Below are 25,416 nucleotides of genomic sequence, written 5' to 3'. Positions count from 1 at the left end.
GAGAAGACAATGACAGGTTTAGAGCGACAACTCACAGAGTTACTCGAAGCACCGGTTGCAGCAGCAGGCTACGAATTGGTGGGTTTAGAGTTCATTCGTGCTGGTGAGCATTCCACACTACGCGTATTTATTGACCATGAAAATGGTATCAATGTAGATGATTGCGCAGAAGTGAGCCACCAAGTGAGCGCAGTAATGGACGTTGAAGATCCTATTACTGTAGCCTATAACCTTGAAGTATCATCACCAGGCCTTGAGCGCCCACTTTTTAAAGCTGCACATTATGAGCAATTTATAGGGCAGGAAGTAAAACTAGTACTGAAAATGGCATTGGCGAACCGTCGTAAATGGCAAGGTATTATTTCTAAGGTTGAAGGTGAAACGATTACTTTAACTGTAGATAACAATGAAGAAGAATTTGCTTTAAGTAATGTTGCTAAAGCGAACCTAGTCCCTAAATTTTAAGTCTTAAAGAGGCGAATAATGAATAAAGAGATTTTAGCGGTAGTTGAGGCGGTTTCGAATGAGAAAGCCGTTCCACGTGAACGTATTTTCGAAGCGTTAGAAATCGCTTTAGCGACAGCAACAAAGAAAAAAAGTGAACAAGAAATCGAAGTTCGAGTTGAGATTGACCGTAAAACAGGTGATTTCGAAACTTTCCGTCGCTGGAAAGCGGTTGAAGAAGTTGAATTTCCAACCAAAGAAATTTCAATTGAAGCGGCAAAGTTTGAAGATGAAACACTTGAAATCGGCGACTATGTTGAAGACGATATCCCATCTGTAACCTTTGACCGTATTACGACTCAAACAGCAAAACAAGTTATCGTGCAAAAAGTTCGCGAAGCTGAGCGTGCACAAATCGTTGAGCAATTCGTTGATAACGAAGGTGACTTAGTTACTGGTGTAGTGAAAAAAGCAAACCGTGATCAAGTTATCGTTGATTTGGGTAATAATGCTGAATCTGTTATCCTACGTGAAGATCAATTACCACGTGAGAATCTACGCCCAGGCGATCGCATCCGTGGTCTTCTATATAAAGTTGCACCTGAAGCGCGTGGTTTCCAACTATTTTTAACGCGTTCTAAGCCGCAAATGCTTGAAGAGCTTTTCCGCATTGAAGTGCCAGAAATTGGTGATGAGCTGATTGAGCTTAAAGGCGCAGCGCGTGATCCTGGTTCTCGTGCTAAAATTGCAGTAAGAACAAACGATAAGCGTATCGATCCGGTTGGTGCTTGTGTCGGTATGCGTGGCGCACGTGTACAAGCAGTTTCAAGTGAATTAGGCGGCGAGCGTATTGATATTGTGCTTTGGGACGAAAATCCTGTACAATTTGTAATCAATGCAATGGCGCCTGCTGATGTTGCACGTGTTATCGTTGACGAAGATAACCATTCAATGGATATCGCTGTTGAATCAGACAACCTAGCACAAGCAATTGGTCGTAGCGGTCAAAACGTACGTCTAGCATCTCAACTAACGGGTTGGGAACTGAACGTGATGACAGTTGCAGACCTAGACAAGAAACACCAAGAAGAATCAAGCGCAGCAATCGAAGCATTCGTTGAGCACCTTGATATTGAAGAAGACTTCGCTCAAATGCTTGTGGAAGAAGGTTTCACAACACTTGAAGAAGTGGCTTACGTGCCAACAAGTGAACTACTTGAAATCGACGGCTTAGATGAAGATCTAATCGACGAGTTACGTGGCCGTGCAAAAAATGCTTTAACAACGATTGCATTAGCAAAAGAAGAAACATTCGATGGCGCAGCGCCAGCGGAAGATCTTTTAGCATTAGAAGGTCTTGAGCGTGAGCTTGCATTTAAACTTGCTGCTAAAGGTATTGTGACACTAGAAGATCTTGCAGATCAAGGCGTAGATGACCTAGATGGTATCGAAGACCTAACCGACGAACGCGCAGGTGAGCTAATCATGGCTGCACGTAATATTTGTTGGTTCGGTGATGACGCAAACGCATAGTATATCAGCAGGAGAAGTGCCATATGACAGATTTGACAGTAACGAAACTTAGTAAAGATATTGGTACACCGGTTGAGCGTCTAATTGAGCAATTTGCAGATGCTGGAATGAAAAAATCCCAAGCGGACACAGTGACAGATTCAGAAAAGCAGCAACTACTTGCTCATTTGAAGAAAGCACACGGTGATACTTCAGGCGATGCAGAGCCAACACGTTTGACTTTGCAACGTAAAAAACGTTCGACCCTTAGCGTTCCGACAACGGGCGGTAAAAGCAAAGACGTTCAAGTTGAAGTCCGTAAAAAACGTACTTATGTGAAACGTGAAACGGTTGAAGAAATCGAAAAACGTGAAGCCGAAGAAAAAGCACGTTTAGAAGCAGAAGCAATTGCAAAACGTGAAGCTGAAGAAAAAGCGGCACAAGAAGCAATCGAAAAAGCGAAGCGCGAAGAGGCTGAAAAAGCTAAGCGTGAAGCGCAAGAACAAGCGGAACGCGAGGCGAAAGCAAAAGCCGAGCAAGAAGCCAAAGCCAAGGTGGAGCGCCCAGTAGATACTGAACGCGAAGCTCAAGAGAAAGCAGAGCGCGAAGCTGCACGTATCGAAGCACAAGCTTTATTACGTCGTAAAGAAGAAGAAGCGCAGCGCAAAGCTGAAGAAGAGAGTCAACGCCAACTTGAAGAAGCGAAGAAACTAGCTGAAAAGAATCAAGAGCGTTGGTCTGCTGAAGAAGAGAAAAAGGGCCAAATGGAAAATACAGATTATCATGTAACTACATCTGCGCATGCTCGAGAAGCCGAAGATGAGGCAGACCGCCGCCAGGAAGCCGGCCGTCGTAAGAAGAAAAAAGCTGCTGCGGCTAAGAAGGAAGAATCACGTTCAGGTGGCCGTAATGGTCGCGGTCGCGGTGGTCGTAACAACCAACAAAGAGGCAAGCTAGCAAAACCAACGTCAATGCAACACGGCTTTGATAAGTCAGCAACTGTTGCCAAAGCAGACGTTGTGATTGGCGAAACTATCGTTCTTTCAGAGCTAGCAAGCAAAATGTCAGTAAAAGGCACCGAAGTCATCAAAGTGATGATGAAAATGGGTGCTATGGCAACAATCAACCAAGTGATTGACCAAGAAACAGCGCAACTTGTTGCTGAAGAAATGGGTCACAAAGTTATTTTACGTAAAGAAAATGAGCTTGAAGAAGCTGTACTTTCTGATCGTGATAACACGGCGCCACGTACACCACGTGCACCTGTTGTAACGATTATGGGTCACGTTGACCACGGTAAAACATCAACACTTGATTACATTCGTCGTACTCGCGTTGCTTCTGGTGAAGCGGGCGGTATCACACAGCATATCGGTGCTTACCACGTTGAAACGGGTAACGGCATGATCACCTTCCTGGATACTCCAGGACACGCAGCGTTTACATCAATGCGTGCACGTGGTGCACAAGCGACAGATATCGTTGTACTTGTTGTTGCAGCAGATGATGGCGTTATGCCACAAACAATCGAAGCGATTCAACACGCAAAAGCGGCTGAAGTTCCTTTGATTGTTGCAGTAAACAAAATCGATAAAGAAGGCGCAAACCCTGATAACGTGAAAAATGAGCTTGCTCAATATGACGTTATTCCAGAGGAATGGGGCGGTGAAAACATCTTCGTTCATATCTCTGCAAAACAAGGGACTAACATTGACGGTCTTCTAGAAGCTATTCTACTTCAAGCGGAAGTTCTTGAACTTGAAGCGGTAAGCGAAGGCATGGCATCTGGTGTAGTTATCGAATCTCGCCTTGATAAAGGTCGTGGTCCGGTTGCAACTGTACTGGTTCAAGAAGGTACGCTGCGCAAAGGCGATATCGTTCTTTGTGGTCAAGAATATGGCCGTGTTCGTGCTATGCGCGATGAAAATGGTCGTGAGATTGAATCTGCAGGTCCATCTATTCCAGCTGAGATCTTAGGTCTATCAGGCGTACCATCATCAGGTGATGAAGCGACAGTTGTTCGTGATGAGCGTAAAGCACGTGAAGTTGCAAACTATCGTCAAGGTAAATTCCGTGATGTGAAACTTGCACGTCAACAAAAAGCGAAACTAGAAAACATGTTCTCTAACATGGAAGCTGGTGAAGTTGCTGAGCTAAACGTTGTGCTTAAAGCTGACGTTCAAGGTTCTGTTGAAGCAATCGCTGACTCACTACGTAAACTTTCAACTGATGAAGTGAAAGTTGGCATCGTAGGTTCGGGTGTTGGTGGTATCACTGAAACTGACGCAGTTCTTGCAGCAGCATCAAACGCTATTATCCTTGGCTTTAACGTTCGTGCAGATGCTTCAGCGCGTCGCGTGATTGAAGCTGAAAACCTAGATCTTCGTTACTACTCAATCATCTATCAATTGATTGATGAAGTGAAACTAGCGATGGGCGGTATGCTTGCTCCTGAATTCAAACAAGAAATCATGGGTCTTGCAGAAGTTCGTGACGTGTTTAAATCACCTAAGATTGGCGCAATTGCAGGTTGTATGGTTACCGAAGGTAACATCAAGCGTAGCAACCCAATCCGCGTTCTACGTGATAACATCGTTATCTACGAAGGTGAGCTTGAATCACTACGTCGCTTTAAAGATGACGTTCAAGAAGTACGTAGCGGCTACGAATGTGGTATCGGCGTGAAGAACTACAATGATGTTCGCGTTGGTGATCAGATCGAAGTATTCGAAACAATCGAAATCAAACGTACACTTGACTAATTTTCTATATTTTTGAAAATTAAATAATTAATACGAAGGGGGGCTTGTTGCTCCCTTTTTTGCCAATAATTACATTGGTTTAAATAGATAATAAGAAATCACTATGTCTAAAGAATTTAGCCGCACACAACGTGTGTCAGGGCAATTACAAAAAGAACTTGCCCTTATTCTGCAACGCGAAGTTCGTGATTCACGCATCGGAATGGTAACCATTTCTGATGTTGAAGTTTCACGCGACCTTGCATATGCAAAAGTATTTGTAACCTTCCTATGTGTTGGTGATCAAACTCCAGAATCAAGCCTTGCTGCACTTAAAGAGCATGAAGTTGCGATTCGTATGACCCTAGGTAAACGTATTCGCTTACGCCTAACGCCTGAAGTTCGTTTCGTATATGACGACACTTTGGTTGAAGGTATGCGCCTATCAAACCTAGTTTCAGAAGTTGTGAGCCAAGATAAAGCGCGCTCTAAGAACGACGAAGAGGGTGATGCGTAATGGCTCGCAGACGTCGTGGCCGTTTAATTGACGGCATAGTTTTGCTAGATAAGCCGACAGGCATGAGCTCAAACGATGTGCTGCAAAAAGTTAAACGTATTTACTTTGCACAAAAAGCGGGTCACACCGGCGCGCTCGATCCTCTTGCTACCGGTATGCTGCCAATTTGCTTAGGTGAAGCAACCAAGTTTTCACAGTTCTTGCTCGATTCAGATAAAACCTACCGTGTGATCGCTAAACTTGGCGAGCGCACGGACACGTCTGACTCTGATGGTGAAGTAGTGCAAACGCGCGAAGTCAATGTTGAGCTTACGCAACTTGAAGCTGAAATTGAAAAGTTTCGTGGCACCACTGAGCAAATCCCGTCAATGTACTCAGCATTAAAATATCAAGGCAAGCCTTTATATGAATATGCGCGAAAGGGCATTGAAGTGCCGCGCGAGTCACGCCCAATCACTGTTTATTCAATAGAGTTATTGCGCTTTGAAGGTGATGAAGTTGAAATGCAAATTTATTGTTCAAAAGGCACTTATATTCGCACTATTGTTGACGACCTCGGTGAAATGCTAGGTTGTGGCGCACATGTGACTTATTTACGTCGCATCGGTGTTGCGAAATACCCAGCAGATAAAATGGTGACCCTTGAAGAGCTAAATGAGCTACTTGAGGATGCGCGTGCGCAAGAGATAGAGCCAAGTAAGTTCTTAGATCCTTTGCTTTTGCCTATGGACACCGCAGTTCAAGACTTAGCAAGCGTTGAGCTTTTACCTGAACTCGCGCACTTTGTAAAACATGGTAATCCAGTTCAAGTGGGCGGCTTGCCAATCGAGGGTATGGTGCGCATGATGTCGCAAGGTGTTTTCCTTGGTGTCGGCGAGATGAATGATGATGGGATGCTGGCACCGAAACGTGTCGTTGTTTTCCCTGAAGATACGCAGGAATAACTGATAAAAGGGTTGAATAATAGCAAAACTTGCGTATAATTCGCCCTTCGCGTGTTGGCTGAATCAGAGATTGGCTAACACATTTTATTAAACTACTCTTATTAGGAGAGAATTATGTCTCTGAATGCAGAAACTAAAGCAGCAATCGTTGCAGAATACGCGCAAGCTGAAGGCGATACAGGTTCACCAGAAGTTCAAGTTGCACTACTTACAGCTTCAATCAACCACCTTCAAGGTCACTTTGCAAACCACAAACACGATCACCACAGCCGTCGTGGTCTGTTACGTATGGTTTCTCGTCGTCGTAAACTTCTAGATTACCTAAAAGGTAAAAACCTAGATCGTTACCACGCACTAATCAAGCGTCTTGGCCTACGTCGCTAATTCCGTTTGTAAGCTGTTGACTTTTTAATAAGTTTCTAGCTTTAAAAACTGATTAAAAGAAAGAGATCTTCGGGTCTCTTTTTTTATGTCTGGCGTTTTATTTTTCGCTTTAAACGATATTTTGCCCTGTCATTAAACTGCCATAAATAAGTGCTAGTTAAGCCCTAACGCATTTAATTCTCACCGAAAACTTCACTTTTTATCCCCGATCAGTCAAAGACAATTCATTCAAAATAGGTTATACTCTGCGAGGTTTATCAAATTCATTCGTAGTCGCTATGACTTGGTTTTGAGCTGATAAATCAAACACGCTTTACAGTCACCGATGTCGACCATAAAGGTCGCGACTAATATAAGATGCATTTGACATTGATGCTTTTTATATTAGTCGCGATTGGTAAAGCAAAATTAAATTTAACTTTAAATGAAGGTATTTACGTGAATCCAATCGTAAAAAAATTCCAATACGGTAACCACACAGTTACTCTTGAAACTGGTGTGATTGCTCGTCAAGCTACTGCTGCTGTTATGGCAAGCATGGATGATACATCTGTATTTGTTTCTGTTGTTGCAAAAAAAGAAGCTGTTGAAGGTCAAGATTTCTTCCCGCTAACAGTTAACTATCAAGAGCGTACATACGCTGCTGGTAAAATTCCTGGTGGTTTCTTCAAGCGTGAAGGTCGTCCTTCTGAAGGCGAAACACTAACAGCGCGTCTAATCGACCGTCCAATTCGTCCACTTTTCCCAGAAGGTTTCAAAAACGAAGTGCAAGTGATTGCAACCGTTGTTTCTGCAAACCCTGATATCTCTCCAGACATCATCACTATGATCGGTACTTCAGCTGCGCTTTCTATCGCAGGTGTTCCGTTCAATGGTCCAATTGGTGCAGCGCGTGTTGGTCACATCAATGGTGAGCTAGTACTTAACCCAAGTGAAAAAGAGCTAGAAAACTCTCGTCTTGACCTTGTTGTTTCGGGTACTGAAGGCGCTGTACTTATGGTAGAATCAGAAGCTGACAACCTAACAGAAGAAGAAATGCTAGCAGCAGTTGTATATGGTCACGATCAACAACAAGTTGTGATCAATGCAATCAACGAATTTAAAGCTGAAGTAGCAACGCCTGCATGGGATTGGGCTGCGCCTGCTGAAAATACTCAGCTTAAAAACAAAATCGCTGAACTTGCGCAAGCGAAATTGGTTGAAGCATACCAAATCACTGAAAAAATGGCGCGTTATGATCGCATCCACGCAATCAGTGATGAAGTAAAAGAAACACTTTTGGCTGAAAACGAAGAGTTAAATCCAAAAGAAATTCACACTATCTTCCACGATCTTGAAAAAACAGTTGTACGTAGCCGCATCATCTCTGGTGAGCCACGTATCGATGGTCGTGAAAAAGATATGGTTCGTGCGCTTGACGTACGCACTGGTATTCTTCCACGTACTCACGGTAGTGCACTATTTACGCGTGGTGAAACGCAGGCAATGGTTACCGCAACACTTGGTACACAACGTGATGCGCAAATCATTGATAGCCTATTAGGTGAGAAGAAAGATAACTTCCTACTTCACTACAACTTCCCTCCATACTGTGTTGGTGAAACTGGTTTTGTTGGTTCACCTAAGCGTCGTGAAATCGGTCACGGTAAACTTGCAAAACGTGGTATTGCTGCGGTAATGCCTTCTGCTGATGAATTCCCATACACAGTACGTGTTGTGTCTGAAATCACAGAATCAAACGGTTCATCTTCAATGGCTTCTGTATGTGGTACTTCTCTAGCACTTATGGACGCTGGTGTACCAATCAAGTCATCTGTAGCGGGTATCGCTATGGGTCTTGTGAAAGAAGGCGATGATTTCGTTGTTCTTTCTGACATCTTAGGCGATGAAGATCACCTAGGTGACATGGACTTTAAAGTTGCGGGTACTTCTGAAGGTATCACTGCGCTACAAATGGATATCAAAATCGAAGGTATCACTAAAGAAATCATGCAAATTGCTCTAAACCAAGCGCAAGGTGCACGTCATCATATCCTTAAAGTGATGGACGAAGCGATTTCTGGTGCGCGTGATGATATTTCTGAGTTTGCTCCGCGCATCCACACAATGAAGATCTCTTCAGAGAAAATCAAAGACGTGATCGGTAAAGGCGGTGCGGTAATTCGTGCGCTAACTGAAGAAACTGGCACAACGATTGAAATCGATGATGACGGCACAATCAAGATTGCAGCAACTGAAGGCGCTGCAGCTAAAGAAGCGATTCGTCGTATTGAAGAAATCACTGCTGAAGTTGAAGTTGGCCGCATCTACACAGGTGTTGTTGCACGTCTAGCTGATTTCGGTGCGTTCGTGACTATCCTGCCTGGTAAAGATGGTCTAGTACATATCTCTCAAATCGCTAACGAGCGTGTAGAGAAAGTATCTGACTACCTAAAAGAAGGTCAAGAAGTTCAAGTGAAAGTACTTGAAATCGACCGTCAAGGCCGTGTACGTCTAAGCATGAAAGAAGCGCAACCTCAAACTGAAGAAGCGCCAGCTGCTGAATAATTTTTTAGCAATTCATGACATAAAGAGGCGCTTAAGCTGCTAAAGTTTAAGTGTTCTCCATATAAAAGGAGGCCTAAGTGCTTCCTTTTTAATGCCTTGCATATTTTGAAATCTCTGCTTAATGCTAAGCATTTCCGCTAAATCACATGTTTTTGTCTATCCGTATAGGCACATCATTTTATGACTTTGCAGTATCTTCAACTATTTAAGGTGTTACATTTAATCATTAGAAACTTGAAGAGAAAATCAATACATTTCAAGTAAACTAAGTTAATATGCTTTTAATCTTATACGTTTGAAATCTATTACTCACCTAGGAAGTTAGACCAAAGGGAGCTATATACGTGAAATATTTTCGATATCTAGGTTTAGCATGCATCTTGATGCTAGCTGGTTGCGCCTCAAGTCAGCAAAACTATTGGGGCTATCCACCTATGGCTGTGCCATTACAACCAGGTGTAGATCAAGAAGTCAGCTTAGCTAAAATTAATGCTCTATTGGCTCGCAGTGACACTTCTCAAGCAGACAAAGCGCAACTGTTTAAATTACGTGGTTTCTATCATGATAGTGTCGGCTTGCGTGATTTAGCTCGTTTAGACTATGAATACTCTTTAAAACTTAATCCAAAACAAGCGGATGTCTTAAACATGCTTGGCGTGTTTTATACTCAAGTTGCAGCTTATGATAATGCGATTGATGCATTTGATATTAGTTTAAAGCTAGAGCCTGAAAGTAATTATGCGTTAAGAAATCGTGCTATTGCCTTGTATTACGGTAACCGTTTAGGTCCTGCATTTGATGATATGACCAAGGCCTATGAAGCGGATAAAGCGGATCCATATACGGCATTATGGCTGTTCTATATTGAGCGTGGCTTGGATCCTGAAAATGCGAAGCAAAACTTAGAAGCACGTTATCAAGCTCAAGGTCAATCGGAAGAGAGTCAGTGGGGTTGGCTGCTTGTTGCGATGACATTAGGTGACGTTTCTCAACAAGAAATTTTTGAGAATATTGCTGAACATGCAGAAAACAATGAACAAATGGCGCAGCAGTTAACCGAAACTTATTTCTATCTTGCAAAAGAGTTTCATTATGAAAAAGACTATCCGAATGCGATAGCTTTATTCAAGCTTGCGATTGCGCAAAATGTTTATGACTTTGCCGAGCATCATTATTCTTTTGTGGAGTTAGGACAAATCTTTGATACGTTACGATCTGAAGTCGATCAAGATTTTGAAGATGATCCGATTGCCATTGATTTTATGGAAGCTGAAAGAGCTGAAGCAGAATCGACAACGAACTAACCAATACTTCTCCATGAGTTGATACAATTTAAGGGCTTGATCTGGGTTATCTAGATCAAGCCTTTTTCGATCTTACCTTAGCAACTTTTCCCTTTTCGTGCTTTTCTTTTATATAAAAAGCATGATATATTATTAGTTAGACTAACTAACTATATGGGCAATTAGATTTATCATGCCAAACAAAGAACTCGCAAAACATCTCGAAACCATTGAAAGAGTCACTGCAAAAGAGTGGCGTAAGCAAGCACAAGATCCATTGGGGCATTTGAGCTTTAATGAATATGACTATTTAAAAGTTGTAGAGATGGTTCCAAAAGGGATCCGCTTAACCGACCTTGCCGAGCAAATGCAAGTAACTAAGGCTTCGGCGTCGAGCATGGTTAAACGATTGGAAGCAAAAGGTTTACTTGTGAGTTTGCCTGCGCCACAAGATGCACGCTCAAAGTTGATTTTCTTAACCGATTTTACTAAGGCTGGGTTTAATCAAGATCATCAAGTGTATCAAGTGATCGCTCAAAAGATGTTAGCGCGACTAGATGACGATCAAGCGAGTTACTTAACTCAGCTGCTTAATCAAGCATTAAAGGACACATGATTAATGTTATTGCGTAACCCTGAATTGATGAGGTAGATATGAATCGAAATATAAATCGAGAATTTCGCCGTTATGCGATTCCAACTGTTGCGGCAATGTTGGTCAACGGCTTATATCAAATAGTTGATGGGATCTTTATTGGGCGCTACTTAGGAAGTGAAGGCTTAGCTGCAATTAATCTTGCTTGGCCTGTGATTGCGACAATTTTAGGTATTGGCATGATGATCGGGGTGGGCAGTGGCGCTTTATCTTCGATTAAGCAAGGGCAAAAAAAGCCGCTTGAAGCCAAAGAGGTTTTGGCAACAGGTTTGTTACTGTTAGTTATTTTATTACCTTTTATCGCTGCTATTTTATATTTTTTCTCGGAGTTTTTTCTCTCGATTCAAGGTGGTGAAGGGGATGCTTTAAAGTATGGGCAAGAGTATTTAGATGTCTTGATCTATAGCTGCGCCTTTACCCTAGGCTCGGTTGCTTTGCCATTTTTACTGCGTAATGATCACAGCCCTAAACTCGCGACGCTTTTGATGATCATTGGCGCTTTGCTCAATATTATTTTTGATTATTTGTTTATTGTGGTGCTTAAGTGGGAGTTTACAGGCGCAGCATTAGCAACGGCGGGTGCGCAGTTTGTTGTGACCCTTGCTGGGGTGATTTATTTCTTCTCCGCCAAAGCCAATATGCGCTTAACCTTAGCTGATTTACGAGTACACCCTGAATATATCGGGCGAATTTTTATTATCGGCACTTCTAGCTTTTTTATGTATGTGTATGCTGCCTTGATGGTTGCTATTCATAATGTGTACTTTAGTCTTTATGGCGGCTTAGTTTATGTCGGCGCCTTTGCTGTCGTTGGGTATCTAGTCACAGTTTATTACTTGATTGCAGAAGGGGTAGCCAATGGCATGCAGCCGCTTGTGAGTTATTATTATGGCGCGCGCCATCCAAGAAATATCTTACAGCTTTTAAAAGTTGCAATGGGCAGTGCAATCATCATAGGTCTTGTCTCAACGCTTGGGATTAATTTGTTTGCCACATCTATCATGCAAAGCTTTAATTCACACAACCAGGCTTTAATTACAGCTGGCGTGGAAGGGATACGTTTGCATACCTTTGCTTTGTTTTTAGATGGCTTTTTAGTGGTGGGTGCAGCGTTTTATCAGGCGATTAATAAAGGTAAAAAAGCAACTTTAATTATGGTGAGCAATCTATTGATTCAGCTTCCATTTTTATGGATTTTACCTAGGTTTTGGGATGTTCAAGGGGTGTGGCTCGCGTACCCGTTATCAAACTTTGTGTTGGCTGGGATTGTGATTGTGATGCTTAGAAAGGATTTGCAGCCGATTGTCGCAAAGGCGAGAGCTGCTTAGAACCCCACCTAACCTCCCCTTGGAAAGGGGAGGGACTAGATCTAGCGATAGATTTGGGCAACTAGAACTAACCCTATCTAATCTCCCATTGAAAGGTGAGAGACTAGCTCTAGTGCTAGATTTGGGTCACTAGAGTTAACCCCACCCCACCTAACCTCCCCTTGAAAAGGGGAGGAACTAGATCCAGAGCCAGAGCTAAACTTAGCTAACTAGAATAAATTAACGTACTGCAATTGCTTCGATTTCAATGCCAACATCTTTTGGTAGACGCGCAACTTCCACACATGAACGTGCTGGGTAGTTTGCGACGTTATGCTCATCAAAAAATGCACCGTAGACTTCGTTTACAGAAGCAAAGTCATTGAGATCTTTAACAAACACAGTCATTTTTACAATGTTGGTGACGCTTAAACCTGAAGACTCAACCACAGCTTTAACGTTTTCTAGAGACTGACGAGCTTGATCTTTAATATCTGCTGGCACTTCACCTGTTGCTGGGTTTACAGGGATCTGACCTGATGTCATTACCATGCTCCCAAGATCAACACCTTGTACATATGGGCCAATTGCTGCTGGTGCAGATTCTGTGTGTAGAACTTTAGTCATGAATTTTCCTTATTTTTCATTTAACCTTCAGTAACAATATCACGATCAAAGGTTTTTTCACAATATGTACATTTGAGGCGAATTTCTTCATCTTGACTTGTTTTTGATACCTTTGTGCTCACAGCAAAGCGGCTCGGAACAGGTTCATTATGTGTAATGCAGTTTGCATTTGGACAAGAGAATACGCCTAGCACTTGTTTTGGTAGACTTAAGTTTAGCTTTTTGACTACTTCATAGTTTTCAATTTGGTTAACTGTCGCTTTTGGTGCATAAAGTGCTAATTTTTGCGCTTGTTCTTCGCTGATAAATGTATTTTCAGCTTTTAAAATATCTTTGCAGCCCATTGCAGAAGATGGCAAGTTTAGACCCATGGTCACGCGCTCACCAGTCTTATCAAAGTTAAATAATTTTAATACCTGTAACCCGACTTGAGCTGGGATATGATCAATCACAGTACCTTGCGCAATCGCTTCGACTTGGAGTTGTTTTTCTTTAGACATCATCATGCTCCGGGTTATTGGTTAAAAGTAAGTTCAGGGCTAAGGACTAAGGCTAATAAAGCCATGCGTGCGTAAACGCCATTTTGTGCTTGTTGGAAATAATAGGCATGCGGCGTAGCATCCACATCTGTAGTGATTTCATCCACGCGTGGTAGAGGGTGCAAGACTTTTAGGTTTGGCTTAGCATGCTCTAATGATTTTGCGGTTAATACAAATGCAGATTTAATATGCGCATATTCAGAAGCATCAAAACGCTCTTTTTGTACGCGCGTCATATATAAAATATCAAGCTTAGGCATGACGGATTCAATATCTTGGTGCAGACTATATTTTATGCCTGCATCATCCAACTCTTCGCAGATATAATCTGGCATAGCGAGCGCTTTTGGCGCAATGAAGTAGAAATTCACGTCATCAAATTTAGCCAATGCTTGAGTTAAAGAATGCACCGTACGGCCATATTTTAAATCCCCAACAAAGGCGATATGAATGCCATCTAGCTTTTCTTGCGTTTCATAAATGCTATATAAATCAAGCAAGGTTTGGCTTGGGTGTTGGTTGGAGCCATCACCTGCGTTAAGCACTGGGACACCGTTTGAGAACTCAGAAGCTAAACGCGCAGCGCCTTCTTGTGGGTGACGCATGACAAAGGCATCCACATAGCTTGAGATCACTTGGACTGAATCAGAAAGGGTTTCACCTTTATTTGCCAGCGATGTATTGCCGCCGCTATCAAAGCCAATTACGCGTCCACCAATGCGTTGAATCGCAGTTTCAAAAGATAAACGTGTGCGCGTTGAAGGCTCAAAAAAGCAGCTTGCAACAACTTTGTTTTCAATCAGTTTTGGTTGCGGCTTGGCTTTGATTTTAGCCGCTGTATCGACAATCAGCTCAAGTTCATCACGTGAAAGCTCAGGAATAGAGATGATATGCTTTTGGTAAAGGCTGTTGTTCATGAGTGATCCTTTAAATTTGTCATTTAAACGGCAAAAAAAAGCCCCCTAGGTAACAGGAGGCTTAGTCTGAAAATCTTAAATTATGGAAAACGTTGTGTCGAACAGCAAATGCTGCCTTGAGGCTTAATAAGATAGAAGCAAAGATGTACCCAAGCAAGACGACAAACCTCATACGTTTAATAAAATCTTGCAGATTATAGCTAAGTTTTATCATGACGCAAGCGTTTGCTTGGATCGAATTTGCAATTTGATATTTCTTAAGCGCCCAAAGTCGCCACCATCACAGCTTTGATCGTATGCATGCGGTTTTCTGCTTGATCAAACACAATTGAATGCTCAGATTCAAAAACTTCTTCTGTGACTTCAAGGCCTTGCATTTGATATTTTTCAGCTACAGCTTTACCTACGCCTGTTTCATCATTATGAAAAGCCGGTAAGCAGTGCATAAATTTCACCTTTGGATTACCCGTTGCATCGAGCATGGCTTGGTTCACTTGATAAGGCTTCATCTGCTCAATGCGCTCAGCCCATGCTTCTTCAGGCTCACCCATAGACACCCACACATCTGTGTATAAGAAGTCACACCCTTTAACCCCGGCTTGAACATCTTCAGTGAGTAAAATTTTTGCGCCTGTAGTTTTCGCAATTTCCTGACAAGTTTCAACCAGTTCGCTTTCAGGCCAATAATCTTTCGGTGCAACGAGGCGAATATCCATCCCCATTTTTGCAGCGCCAACCATTAATGAGTTCGCCATGTTATTACGCGCATCACCAAGGTAAGCAAAGCTCAACTGATTCAGCGAGCGGTTTGGGCTAAACTCTTGCATAGTCAAAAAGTCAGCAAGGATTTGAGTGGGATGAAACTCATCGGTTAAGCCATTCCATACCGGTACGCCAGCAAACTCAGCGAGCTCTTCAACACGGGCTTGACCAAAGCCGCGATATTCGATGCCGTCATACATACGTCCAAGAACACGCGCAGTATCTTTCATTGATTCTTTATGGCCGATTTGGCTGCCAGATGGACCAAGATAGGTGACTTGGGCGCCTTGGTCAAAAGCTGCTACTTCAAATGCGCAGCGAGTACGAGTAGAGCTTTTTTCAAAGATTAGCGCAATATTTTTGCCAGTTAGGCGAGGCTGCTCAATGCCTGCATATTTAGCAGTTTTGAGATCTTTCGCCAGTTGCAGCAAAAATTCAATTTCTTGAGTTGAAAAGTCTAACAATTTCAAAAAGTGACGATTGCGTAAATTAAAAGCCATACTCGATTCCTTGTATGTGTAGCGACTAAAAATGCTAATTAATTGAATAAAGATGTACTATAATCCATCTCGCTCAATTGGGCAACTCATACAGCGTGCGCCACCTCGACCACGTCCAAGTTCATTGCCATCTATGGTTAAAACCTTGATCCCAGCCTTATCATATTTTTCATTAGTATAAATATTGCGTGCATAACTCACCACCTCACCAGGGCGCAAGGTCAAAACATTATTCGCATCATTCCATTGTTCACGCTCAGCCTCTGAGAAGTTTCCGCCTGTGGTGATAGTTTTAATTTGGCTTACATCTAAGGCTTGTTCGAGCGCGTTTAAATAACTTGGCATCAAGGTGACCTGAACATTCGAGGCATCGGCATTTGGTTCAAGCTTCCAAGTGGCGAGACGTTTGTGAATCACTTCAGGGTAAATCGAAAATGTATCTCTATCCATATGCGTCATGACGGTATCAAGATGCATACAAGCGCGGTGCTTGGGCAGTTCAACTGCTAAGACTTGCTTTGCTTGACCTGAGATAAATAGATTTTTTGCAAAGTTTTCAATTCCTTGTGGGGTGGTACGTTCGGACATGCCAATGAGTACAGCGCCATTACCAAGAACTAATACGTCGCCACCTTCGATATTAGCGTTATCATAATCACCGGCTTGGTTACCAAAATAATAATGAAAATCTTGGCTTGCAAATAGAGGGTGCCAGCGATAAATCGCACGTAAGTGGTTGGTCTCACGCTGACGTGCTGGCTTCATCATAGGGTTAAGGCTGACGCCATTGTAAACCCAACAAGAGGTGTCACGCGTAAAGAGATGATTTGGCAGCGGTTCAATCACAAAATCTTGTGGGCCTTGCATTGCAGGAAGCAGACCATGTGGCGTGAATGGGATTTCATCGTAAGTCAGGCCACCGAGTAAAATACTGGCGAGCAGATCATTGTCAGTTTGCGCGGCATAATCACGCAGTTGCTTGGCAAATAGGGAGCCAAAGCGATAATCTGAAATTTGAGTATCGAGCAGCCATTGTTTGGCTTCGTCAATTTCAAGGGTTTGGGCAAGCAAATCGTGCAGTAGTAAAACTTCAACCCCCTGATTAGTCAATAGGTTAGCAAATTCGTCATGTTCTTTGCCGGCATCTTCGACCGAGAGGACATCATCAAACAATAAGTCTTGAAAGTTTGAAGGAGTAAGGTGGGTTAAAGCGCGCTCGGGGCGGTGTAAGATCACTCGTTTTAATTGGCCAATCTCTGAACCAACGTATAACTTAGACATAAAATTCCTTTTTTGCCATGCGGCATTTATCTATTCCCTTTCATTATGGGCAGTTGAAGCTTAGATAGTCAAATTCTTTTTCCTTATGCTTCTTGCTAATTTATTGATATAAAAGCACTTATTCTTGTTCTGGGTTTGTTAATAGAAAATTAATTTTTCCACACAAATTTACTTACTAATCAAGTCAAATCATGGCAAAATACTGCTAACTAAAAGCCGAATATTGGAAATAAATATGTCTGATCAAAATTTACAAGATGATTATCTAAGTGTTGAAGAACTTATTGAATATCAAAAAGAAGAAACTCGCGATATTATTGCAGCTTTAATTGAAGATGGCAGTGATCCTGAAGCTCTTTATGATATTGAGCACCACTTATTTGCTGAAAATTTTGAAACCCTTGAAAAGGCTGTTATTGAAGCTTTCCAAATGGGCTTTGAGGTTTTAGAAGCTGAAGAAGTTGAAGATGAAGATGGTCAAAAAGTTTTATGCTGCGATGCAATTATGCAATCAGCGCTTGATCCGAAACTGATTGACGAGCAAGTTGAGAAGCTGGTGCATTTAGCTGAAAAATTTGACATTATTTATGATGGTTGGGGCACCTTCTATGAAGGCGAAGATGCGATCTATCATGATGAAGAAGATGGCGAAGAAGATTAATTGTAGCTATTTTTATTAATTTTTTGGAGCTGGCTTAGATTTTATGAATAATTTTTAATTATCTTACAGGAAACTTATCTATATAGGGTAATGTCTTAGGATAGGTGTGATGAAAATTAAAGGATGAATAATGAATAAAATCATGATTGCAGCGTTAATTGGTTTAGTCCTTTCCGGATGTGATAACCAATCTTCGCAATCTGCAGAGGATAAGTCAGCGCCAGAATCACAAACTCAGACAGAGCCTCAAACACAAATCGAGCAGGTGCAAGATCAATCACAAATGCAAGTTGAGCATCCTGATCCAGATGAAATGTCTGAAGAGATCATGGACTCGATGCAAGTGAGCCTGTTTGATACGCCTTGGCAAGGCACGAAAGTGACCGATGCAAATGGCAATGATCTGACAAAAGAAAACTCAAATTATATTGGTCTCGCACGTTACGGAGAGCTTGGCGATTATGAGTTTTTTGATAAAGATACTGGCGAATCTCGTGATGATTATGGTTATTATTTTGTAACCAATGATGGTGAAAAACGCATTCTGATCTCTGAGTCTAAAAATTATGCGGCCATCGTAGATATGGTGAAGTTAGATCAAAATGTCTTTACCTATAAGCGAGCGGGTCAAAATGCCAATGGTGAGCCAGTCAATGTTTTGGTTGAGCACAAGCCATACCTTGGCAAGTTTGATTTAGAATTTACAAAAGATCATTCATTTAAGCATCAGACGGGGCAAATCATTACCACTGAAGATGGCGCAGATATTCTTGCTGGAGCTTTATGGCAAGGTACGCGTGTTGTGAATGATGAAGATGAAGATGTGACTCAATATAACCAAAACTTTATTGGTTTAGCGCGTTATGATTCATCGACAAACCGTTACGAATTCTTTGATAAAGCAACGGGTGAATCACGCGGTGACTATGGTTACTATAGCGTGCTACATAATAACAAATTGCGCGTAATCTTATCTCAAGGGAAAAAGTATCAATCTGCTGTTGAGTTGACTGAGCTAAATCCTGATAAATTTACTTACCGAGTAATGGGCAAAGGTGCAGATAACAAACCAGCTTGGGTAACAGTTGAGCATGTTCCTTATAAAGGGGATTTTAAGCTTGAGTTTACTCATGATGAATAATACTCCCTTATATTTATCTTTATTTTCAGCTTTAAAAAAGTAACTTAAACATCAACTAACGTGACGCCTATTCATTTCATTTGGAGTGAGTAGGCGTTTTTATTTGGCTTGTATATGAATTTACATGGCTTTTTGTTGGTTTTTTGAACTCTGTCTGAAAACAGAATTCGTTTTTTGATGTTTCTTTTTTTATGACGCAAATTTAGTTGGTCACGGACTCTATTTGCACGTCATATAAAAGGATTTACAAATGAAAAAAATCAAAACTCTCAAGCTTTCTACGCTCGCGCTGTCTTGCGCCATGCTTTCTTTTAGCCAAATATCAATGGCTCAGTCACCCCCACAAAATCCTGTTGTCGCAGGGTATTTTGCAGACTGGCAATATGAAAACCAAGATCATCCCTATACGGTTAAAGATATTCCTGCAGATAAACTGACACATATTATTTATGCCTTTTTAAGTATGTGTGGACCACATACGGGCGCAAATCAAAATGTTCAAACCAACATCGCCAAAGCTTGTGAGGGCAAGGATCCTTTTACGGCTGTGATTGTTGATCAAAAATCTGCATTAGAAGTGGACTTTGGTCAGGTGGATCTGGACTTAGATTATAAGGGGCATTTTGCGCAACTTGCTCAACTTAAAAAAGATCATCCAAATCTAAAAATACTCCCTTCTTTTGGCGGTTGGACTATGTCTGAGCCTTTTCATGCGATGGCAAAAGATAAACAGGCGATGCAGCAATTTGCTAAAACAGCAGTGGAATTAATCGCGAAATATGACTTTTTCGATGGCATAGATCTCGACTGGGAATACCCTGGTGGTGGCGGTTTAACGACTTCTCCTTGGGATGAAAAAACTAAGCTAAGTGATGAGCAAAAAGCACTTGAACGCGACGCCTTTACTTATTTAGTTAAAACTATACGCACAGATCTTGATGCGCTAAGCGAGAAAACAAAACGTGAGTATGAACTCTCAACGGCTGTCGGTGTAGGCGCTAAATCTGAGCAAATTGACTGGAAAGCTGCATCACCTTATTTAACCAATATGTTTGCCATGACTTATGATTTTCTTGGCGGTTGGGGGCAACAAACAGGGCATTTAACTAACCTTCATGCGACCGAGCGTAGTTGGTGGGGAATGGGCGCTGATGCCTTTTTAAATCAAATGATGACGCAAGGGATCCCTGCAAATAAATTGGTAATAGGCGCAGCATTTTATGGTCGAGGATGGGAAGGAACAAAAGACTTTGATGGGAAGCTTCCTACTGCAGATTTAACTTCAGAAAAAGGTGCAAGTTTCGGTACTACAGAGCTAGGCTACTTCATGTATTGGGATATTGTAAAAAACTATACCCAAGAGCAGGGATATAACTATGGTTATGATGAAGCATCTCAAGCGCCATTTATCTGGAACCAAGATAAGAAGGTATTTATTTCGTTTGATGATGTCCGCTCGATCCAAGCTAAAACTGCTTGGGCGAAAGAGAACGGTTTAGCTGGGATTTTTGCTTGGGAGCTAACGGGTGATACGGATGATTATGAATTAACGAATGCGATGTATTCTGGGATTTTTTCTCAAAAATAATAATTTGTTCGTAAGTGTTTTTAAAATAAAACATTTGCCCATATATCAGATAGTTAATTATCGTATATACTCAAAATCATTGGAGTTGCAGCAAGGCAACAAGGTGATGAGAGCCTAGGAGCATATAAGAATATGTGACTAGGGCGAATCAGCGTCGTTAACGCAGTTGCAACTTCAAGGGTGAAGAGTATATGGGCATTGTTAGATTTAATCTATCACTTTTAACAGGCAAATTTCACAATCATTATGCCCAGTATCACCTAAACGTTGATGCGCCTTAAAGCCTAGTTTTTGATACAAGGCTAGGGCTTCTTCTAGGCAAGCTGTGGTTTCTAAATAGCAGCTTTTAAACCCATATTCTTTGGCTTTTTCAAAGCACAACTGGGTGAGCTTCGTTGCAATGCCTTGCTTACGCGCACTCTCTAAAATATACATTTTTTGTAGTTCGCAAATCTTATCTTCGCCAGAAATTGGCGCAATTCCAGCCCCACCTAGCACTTGTCCTTTGTCATCTATCACAACCCAATATGCATGTTTATCTGCTTGATAGGTCTTAGATAAAATATCTAGATGTGGATCAGCAACGCTAAAGCCTTTGTCTGCGGTTAAGCCATACTCTTGCGAAACGCAACGGATCACTGTAGCAATTTGAGTATCGTATTGAGCGGTTAATGGGATAAATTTTATAGTCATTATAAAGTTAGTTTTATCATCAGGTTAAAATCATTATCTATCATAGCATTTTAGACATAAAAAAAGGCCCCCTAAATTTAGGTGACCTGATTAGTTTTACAAGATTGATGCTCTGTGTATCGCTTGAAAGTCTATTCCCTCAAGCTACTAAGTTGTGTTCTGTTGGCGTGACTTGCATATCAACGTTAGATAGCTCTTTTGTATGAGTGTTCAAGTCATCATGGTGGCAGTGCAAGCTGATTTTCGCATCTTCTTTACGTAACCAAAAACGTTCGTGGAAGTAGAAAACAACTGTATTGACACTTGGCTCTAGTGTTGCCATTAAACCACCGATAAATGCATCACCGGTTAATAGGTAGCTGACCAAGAAAGCAACGCTAAAGTGAAGCACTGCAAAGCTCATTGTTTTTTTGCTTGGCGCATCATGAGCAACTTGCTTTAATTTGCCTTTTTGCCACACCTTGTCGTGGAAATAGAAAGCAACTGTATTCACCATAGGCTCTGTCATTGCAATCAAGCTACCTAAGATGATGTCACCAGTTAGGATATAAGCTAATGTAAATGCAACGCTAAAGTGTAGAACTGCGAATGTTAGTGTCTTTTTCATAATTCCCCCTCAAGGGTGATCTTTTAAATTAATGTGGATGTTTGCATCCGATGAATTCATATTAATCTAAGTGAGAATTATTTGCAATTGATTGCTTTTATATAATTAATAGGTTTAAGCTATCATTTTTATTAGGTTAATTTGCAATCTCGTTAAATTCACTTAACTATTTGTTTTATTTGGTTATTATATGATTCATTAAAAAGTGAATAACCTTTTTCTCTGGCATTTCACAAGGTTTTAGCAAACTTTGTTTACTTAACTGATAAAAATTTAAGCTGATAAAATCCTTTCCTGCCAGTTCTTTGGCAAAAATTTTTATTGATTTTCCTTGATTGAAACTGCGTTTGGTGAGGCTATACTTTTTGCCTTGATACAAGGTTTCGCTATAGCCTTCGGGGATGGCGTTTAAGTAAGGGATTAGGTTTGGCTGCATATAACAAGCTCCCAACTAGATTGGCATTTATATAAAGAGGCCAATCTAATCTGAGATCTTTCAGTTAACAAGCTGATAGGCTATGACATAAAGCTCTTGCTCATTTGGGTAGATGTCTTGGATCACAGCTTTGAGCTCATCTAGGCTCATGTTCTCTTGCTCGGCATGAAATGAATTGAGCGCATCAAACTCTATTGGGGTCACGCTTTGGATTTGAATGCGGCAAAACTGGCGTTCATCTTCAAAGGTTGCCACATCAACTATGCTGCCAATTTGGTAGTTCTTCTCATGTTTATCACGAATCGTAATCGTCTTTTTGGCGCTTAAAATATCTTTTTCAAAACGCTCAAAGAAAGTGATTTTATTGCTGTATAACATTTTATTTTCCTCAATAAAAAAACCGCCAACCTAAAAGAAGATTGACGGTTAAATTAGCTGATTAAACTATAAAAGATTAAAGGTTAGCAATTGTCTCTTGCTGCGCTTTGATCTTCTCAAGTTTCTCTTCATAACCTGCTAGTTTTTCACGCTCTGCTGCAACAACAGCTTCAGGTGCTTTAGCAACAAAACCTTGGTTACCTAGTTTGCCAGCGATGCGCTTGATTTCACCTTGAGTTTTCTCAAGCTCTTTTTCAAGACGCGCAAGCTCTGCTTCTTTATCAATCAGGCCAGCCATCGGGATCATCAGTGTTGATTTACCGACAAGTGCTGTTGCACATGCTGGGGTTTCTTCACCGTCTTCAAGAATGCGGATGCCTTCAAGTTTCGCCAGCGACACCAATACAGCTTGGTTTGCTTGAACGCGCGCTTTATCTTCATCGCTTGCCGCTTGAAGCATCACATCTAATGCTTTGCTTGGCGCGATATCATATTGCGCACGTAGGTTACGGATGCTAGTGATAAATGCTTTCACCCACTCGATGTCTGTGATCACATCTTGATCAAACTTGTCTGCTTCAAATTGAGGCAGGGCTTGCGTCATGATGGTATCGCCTTCAACGCCATCAACAAGTGGCTTCACGCTTTGCCAGATAGACTCAGTGATATAAGGGATCACTGGGTGTGCGAGGCGAAGTGTTTTCTCAAGTACAGTTACCAGCATATAGCGAGTTGCTTTTTGCTGCTCTGGTGTACCTTTCCATAATACAGGTTTAGTTAGTTCTAAATACCAGTCACAGAATTGGTTCCAGATGAATTCATACAGAACACCAGCAGCCATATCTAAACGATAGTTATCTAGGTGTTGGTTGAAATCTTGCGCTGCTTTTTGGAAGGCAGATTCGATCCATTTGTCCGCTAATGAGAACTCAAGCTCAGCTGGGTTTTGCATGCCACAGTCCTCGCCTTCAGTGTTCATCAGTACGTAACGGCTTGCGTTCCATAGCTTGTTACAGAAGTTACGATAACCTTCGAGACGTTTCATATCCCAGTTGATATCACGACCTGTTGAAGCTAATGCCGCAAGAGTGAAACGTAGTGCATCTGTACCATAAGCTTCGATACCGTTTTCAAACTCTTTACGCGTTGCTTTTTCGATTTTCGCTGCAAGCTTAGGCTGCATCATGTTGCCACAACGTTTTTCAACTAAAGCTTCAAGGTCGATACCGTCGATCATATCGATAGGATCAAGCACGTTACCTTTAGATTTAGACATTTTCTGACCATTTTCATCACGGATAAGGCCCGTCATATAAACAGTTTTAAATGGTACTTGTGGTTTGCCGTCTTCGTCTTTAACAAAGTGCATGGTCATCATGATCATACGCGCAACCCAGAAGAAGATAATATCAAAGCCAGAGACTAAAACATCTGTTGGGTGGAAAGTGCTTAGATCTTGAGTTTTCTCAGGCCAGCCCATAGTGCCGAATGTCCAAAGCGCAGAGGAGAACCAAGTATCCAGTACGTCGTCATCTTGAGTCAGGACAACAACAGGTGCTAGGTTGTGTTTTTGACGGATTTCGTCTTCATCACGACCCACATAAACATTGCCTTCGTTATCATACCAAGCTGGGATGCGGTGACCCCACCAAAGCTGACGTGAAATACACCAATCTTGCACATCACGCATCCATGCAAAATACATGTTTTCGTATTGTTTTGGCACAAATTGAATGTCGCCATTTTCAACGGCTTCAACTGCTGGTTTGGCAAGTACGTCAGTGCGCACATACCATTGGTCGGTGAGCATTGGTTCAATCACTACGCCGCCGCGATCGCCGTAAGGCACGGTTAGGTCGTGATCTTTAATTTCTTCTAAAAGGCCAAGGGCATCTAAATCTGCAACGATAGCTTTACGCGCAGCAAAACGCTCCATGCCTTGATATTTTTCAGGAATATCAGTTGCATAAGCATCGCTTGGCTCGCCTTTGGTGGTAAAGACTTCAGCAGCGTCACGAATATCAGCATTTAGCGTTAAGATGTTGATCATCGGCAGGCTATGACGTTTACCTACCTCATAGTCATTAAAGTCGTGCGCAGGGGTGATTTTCACACAACCTGTGCCTTTTTCCATATCCGCATGCTCATCACCAACGATAGGGATCAAGCGATTGACGATAGGAAGTAAAATGTTTTTACCGATTAGATCTTTATAACGAGGATCTTCTGGGTTAACCGCAACGCCAGTATCACCAAGCATAGTTTCAGGGCGCGTGGTTGCAACAACGATATAGTCTTTACCGTCTGCTGTTTTTGCTCCATCTGCTAGTGGGTAGCGAAAATGCCACATGTGGCCTTTTTTGTCTTTGTTTTCAACTTCTAGATCTGAGATTGCCGTGTGTAGTTTTGGATCCCAGTTGACTAGACGTTTGCCGCGATAGATAAGATCTTCTTCATACAGGCGTACAAAGACTTCTTTGGTTGCGTTGGATAGGCCATCATCCATAGTAAAGCGTTCACGATCCCAATCAACTGATGCGCCTAGGCGACGTAATTGACGCGTGATGTTACCGCCTGATTCTGCTTTCCATTCCCAGATTTTGTCAATGAAAGCTTCACGGCCGTAATCGTGTTTAGTTTTGTCTTCTTCAGCAGCAATTTTGCGCTCAACAACCATTTGGGTTGCGATGCCTGCGTGGTCAGTACCAACCTGCCAAAGGGTGTTTTTGCCTTTCATGCGCTCTGCACGAATCAAAGTATCCATAATGGTATCTTGGAAAGCATGACCCATGTGCAAGCTACCCGTGACGTTTGGCGGCGGGATGACGATGCTATATGCTGGTTTTGAAGTGTCACCGTGTGGCTTGAAGTAGCCTTTTTCTTCCCAGTCTTGATAGAGCGACTGTTCGATAGATGTTGGGTTATATGTCTTTTCCATAATACCTAGATTCT

Annotated in this window: 23 protein-coding genes; 13 read left to right on the top strand and 10 right to left on the bottom strand. The window is 41.9% G+C overall.

Going from position 1 to position 25,416, the window contains the following annotated elements; all coding sequences use genetic code 11:
- Window positions 1-9 precede the first annotated feature (9 nt).
- The 10 genes from rimP to AC2VOY_RS04095 all read left to right on the top strand — a co-directional run bounded on the left by rimP (window position 10) and on the right by AC2VOY_RS04095 (window position 12,355).
- A complete protein-coding gene (rimP, locus tag AC2VOY_RS04140) occupies window positions 10-465 on the top strand; it encodes a ribosome maturation factor RimP (RefSeq protein WP_491832432.1) in 456 nt (151 codons plus the stop codon).
- Window positions 466-483: 18 nt separating this feature from the next.
- Window positions 484-1,977, top strand: coding sequence for a transcription termination factor NusA (gene nusA / locus AC2VOY_RS04135; protein ID WP_491832430.1), 1,494 nt, complete (start codon window positions 484-486; stop codon window positions 1,975-1,977).
- A gap of 23 nt (window positions 1,978-2,000) precedes the next feature.
- Window positions 2,001-4,718, top strand: coding sequence for a translation initiation factor IF-2 (gene infB / locus AC2VOY_RS04130; RefSeq protein ID WP_491832428.1), 2,718 nt, complete (start codon window positions 2,001-2,003; stop codon window positions 4,716-4,718).
- A 103-nt stretch (window positions 4,719-4,821) separates the two neighbouring features.
- Entirely contained in the window at window positions 4,822-5,214 is a 393-nt protein-coding gene (gene rbfA / locus AC2VOY_RS04125) for a 30S ribosome-binding factor RbfA (RefSeq protein WP_491832426.1), read from the top strand.
- On the top strand, window positions 5,214-6,158 hold the full coding sequence (truB, locus tag AC2VOY_RS04120; RefSeq protein ID WP_491832424.1) for a tRNA pseudouridine(55) synthase TruB: 945 nt from the start codon (window positions 5,214-5,216) through the stop codon (window positions 6,156-6,158). Before rbfA ends, truB begins: the two co-directional genes overlap by 1 nt.
- A 114-nt stretch (window positions 6,159-6,272) precedes the next feature.
- Window positions 6,273-6,542: a 30S ribosomal protein S15 gene (gene rpsO / locus AC2VOY_RS04115; protein WP_491832422.1), complete on the top strand. Its 270-nt coding sequence runs from the start codon at window positions 6,273-6,275 to the stop codon at window positions 6,540-6,542.
- Between the two features lie 438 nt (window positions 6,543-6,980).
- Window positions 6,981-9,089: a polyribonucleotide nucleotidyltransferase gene (gene pnp, locus AC2VOY_RS04110; protein ID WP_491832420.1), complete on the top strand. Its 2,109-nt coding sequence runs from the start codon at window positions 6,981-6,983 to the stop codon at window positions 9,087-9,089.
- Window positions 9,090-9,433: 344 nt separating this feature from the next.
- Window positions 9,434-10,393: a lipoprotein NlpI gene (nlpI, locus tag AC2VOY_RS04105; RefSeq protein ID WP_491832419.1), complete on the top strand. Its 960-nt coding sequence runs from the start codon at window positions 9,434-9,436 to the stop codon at window positions 10,391-10,393.
- Window positions 10,394-10,565: 172 nt separating this feature from the next.
- Window positions 10,566-10,988, top strand: coding sequence for a MarR family winged helix-turn-helix transcriptional regulator (locus AC2VOY_RS04100; RefSeq protein WP_491832418.1), 423 nt, complete (start codon window positions 10,566-10,568; stop codon window positions 10,986-10,988).
- 38 nt (window positions 10,989-11,026) lie between these two features.
- On the top strand, window positions 11,027-12,355 hold the full coding sequence (locus AC2VOY_RS04095; protein WP_491832416.1) for an MATE family efflux transporter: 1,329 nt from the start codon (window positions 11,027-11,029) through the stop codon (window positions 12,353-12,355).
- 219 nt (window positions 12,356-12,574) lie between these two features.
- On the opposite strand, the gene AC2VOY_RS04090 is transcribed toward AC2VOY_RS04095, so the two are convergent.
- The 5 genes from AC2VOY_RS04090 to arcA all read right to left on the bottom strand — a co-directional run bounded on the left by AC2VOY_RS04090 (window position 12,575) and on the right by arcA (window position 16,960).
- Window positions 12,575-12,961 carry a RidA family protein gene (locus tag AC2VOY_RS04090; RefSeq protein WP_491832414.1) on the bottom strand — a complete coding sequence of 129 codons (387 nt, stop codon included), beginning with the start codon at window positions 12,959-12,961 and terminating at the stop codon, window positions 12,575-12,577.
- 20 nt (window positions 12,962-12,981) lie between these two features.
- Window positions 12,982-13,461, bottom strand: coding sequence for an aspartate carbamoyltransferase regulatory subunit (pyrI, locus tag AC2VOY_RS04085; RefSeq protein ID WP_491832412.1), 480 nt, complete (start codon window positions 13,459-13,461; stop codon window positions 12,982-12,984).
- 14 nt (window positions 13,462-13,475) lie between these two features.
- A complete protein-coding gene (gene pyrB, locus AC2VOY_RS04080; RefSeq protein WP_491832410.1) occupies window positions 13,476-14,417 on the bottom strand; it encodes an aspartate carbamoyltransferase in 942 nt (313 codons plus the stop codon).
- A gap of 257 nt (window positions 14,418-14,674) precedes the next feature.
- On the bottom strand, window positions 14,675-15,679 hold the full coding sequence (gene argF, locus AC2VOY_RS04075) for an ornithine carbamoyltransferase (protein WP_491832408.1): 1,005 nt from the start codon (window positions 15,677-15,679) through the stop codon (window positions 14,675-14,677).
- A 57-nt stretch (window positions 15,680-15,736) separates the two neighbouring features.
- Window positions 15,737-16,960 carry an arginine deiminase gene (gene arcA, locus AC2VOY_RS04070; protein WP_491832406.1) on the bottom strand — a complete coding sequence of 408 codons (1,224 nt, stop codon included), beginning with the start codon at window positions 16,958-16,960 and terminating at the stop codon, window positions 15,737-15,739.
- Between the two features lie 235 nt (window positions 16,961-17,195).
- On the opposite strand from arcA, the gene rraB reads away from it, so the two are divergent.
- The 3 genes from rraB to AC2VOY_RS04055 all read left to right on the top strand — a co-directional run bounded on the left by rraB (window position 17,196) and on the right by AC2VOY_RS04055 (window position 20,350).
- Window positions 17,196-17,621 (top strand): ribonuclease E inhibitor RraB, encoded by a 426-nt coding sequence (gene rraB / locus AC2VOY_RS04065; RefSeq protein WP_491832404.1) that lies wholly within the window; start codon window positions 17,196-17,198, stop codon window positions 17,619-17,621.
- A 130-nt stretch (window positions 17,622-17,751) separates the two neighbouring features.
- Window positions 17,752-18,762 carry a DUF4822 domain-containing protein gene (locus tag AC2VOY_RS04060; RefSeq protein WP_491832402.1) on the top strand — a complete coding sequence of 337 codons (1,011 nt, stop codon included), beginning with the start codon at window positions 17,752-17,754 and terminating at the stop codon, window positions 18,760-18,762.
- Between the two features lie 301 nt (window positions 18,763-19,063).
- Complete coding sequence (locus AC2VOY_RS04055) at window positions 19,064-20,350, top strand: glycoside hydrolase family 18 protein (RefSeq protein WP_491833012.1); 1,287 nt, start codon at window positions 19,064-19,066, stop codon at window positions 20,348-20,350.
- A 207-nt stretch (window positions 20,351-20,557) separates the two neighbouring features.
- Here AC2VOY_RS04055 and AC2VOY_RS04050 read toward each other — a convergent pair whose 3' ends face one another.
- The 5 genes from AC2VOY_RS04050 to AC2VOY_RS04030 form a co-directional block, all read right to left on the bottom strand.
- A complete protein-coding gene (locus tag AC2VOY_RS04050) occupies window positions 20,558-21,043 on the bottom strand; it encodes a GNAT family N-acetyltransferase (protein WP_491832400.1) in 486 nt (161 codons plus the stop codon).
- A gap of 139 nt (window positions 21,044-21,182) precedes the next feature.
- Window positions 21,183-21,650 carry a DUF2061 domain-containing protein gene (locus AC2VOY_RS04045; RefSeq protein ID WP_491832398.1) on the bottom strand — a complete coding sequence of 156 codons (468 nt, stop codon included), beginning with the start codon at window positions 21,648-21,650 and terminating at the stop codon, window positions 21,183-21,185.
- A gap of 175 nt (window positions 21,651-21,825) precedes the next feature.
- On the bottom strand, window positions 21,826-22,086 hold the full coding sequence (locus AC2VOY_RS04040; RefSeq protein ID WP_491832396.1) for a hypothetical protein: 261 nt from the start codon (window positions 22,084-22,086) through the stop codon (window positions 21,826-21,828).
- Window positions 22,087-22,146: 60 nt separating this feature from the next.
- On the bottom strand, window positions 22,147-22,464 hold the full coding sequence (yqfB, locus tag AC2VOY_RS04035) for a N(4)-acetylcytidine aminohydrolase (protein ID WP_491832394.1): 318 nt from the start codon (window positions 22,462-22,464) through the stop codon (window positions 22,147-22,149).
- 76 nt (window positions 22,465-22,540) lie between these two features.
- Window positions 22,541-25,402 carry a valine--tRNA ligase gene (locus AC2VOY_RS04030; protein WP_491832392.1) on the bottom strand — a complete coding sequence of 954 codons (2,862 nt, stop codon included), beginning with the start codon at window positions 25,400-25,402 and terminating at the stop codon, window positions 22,541-22,543.
- Window positions 25,403-25,416: the final 14 nt, after the last annotated feature.

It is taken from the genome of Vibrio sp. KMM 9700 (assembly GCF_058545285.1).
The sequence above is the reverse complement of the archived record's forward strand: the minus strand, read 5'-3'. Positions and strand labels throughout refer to the sequence as shown.